Origin of the sequence: Pseudoalteromonas fuliginea, assembly GCF_000690055.1 — a bacterium.
Classification (GTDB): Bacteria; Pseudomonadota; Gammaproteobacteria; order Enterobacterales; family Alteromonadaceae; genus Pseudoalteromonas; species Pseudoalteromonas fuliginea.
In genome coordinates this window covers 1-517 of sequence record NZ_JJNZ01000205.1, presented here as the reverse complement: position 1 = coordinate 517, position 517 = coordinate 1, and the positions used below count along the sequence as shown (strand labels likewise).

Sequence of the window (517 nt, the reverse complement as noted above, 5' to 3'; positions counted from 1 at the left end):
ACCCGGAATCACTGGGAGAAAAGGGTTCGTAGGCGGTTTAATAAGTTGGATATGAAAGACCGGAGCTCAACTTCGTGTTTGTGTTCAAAACTGTTAAACTAGAATCAGGGAGAGGTAAGTAGAATTCTAAGTGTAGGGGTGCAATCCGTAGATACTTAGAGGAATACCAAAAGCGAAGGCAACTTACTGGAACTGTATTGACGCTGAGGAACGAAAGCGTGGGTAGCGAAAAGGATTAGATACCCTTGTAGTCCACGCCCTAAACGATGATAACTAAGTGTTGCTCCTAGAGGGCAGTGCTGAAGCTAACGCAATAAGTTATCCACCTGAGGAGTACGGTCGCAAGATTAAAACTCAAAGGAATAGACGGGGACCCACACAAGCAGTGGATCACGTGGTTTAATTCGACAATAAACGGGGAACCTTACCCAGACTTGACATCCTAAGAATCTTCTAGAGATAGAAGAGTGCCTTTATTGGAACTTAGTGACAGGTGCTGCATGGTTGTCGTCAGGTC

1 rRNA gene is annotated in these 517 nt (G+C 45.1%); it reads left to right on the top strand.

The window, feature by feature from the left end:
• Positions 1-517: ribosomal RNA gene (locus DC53_RS00145) — 16S ribosomal RNA — on the top strand; the annotation flags it as partial.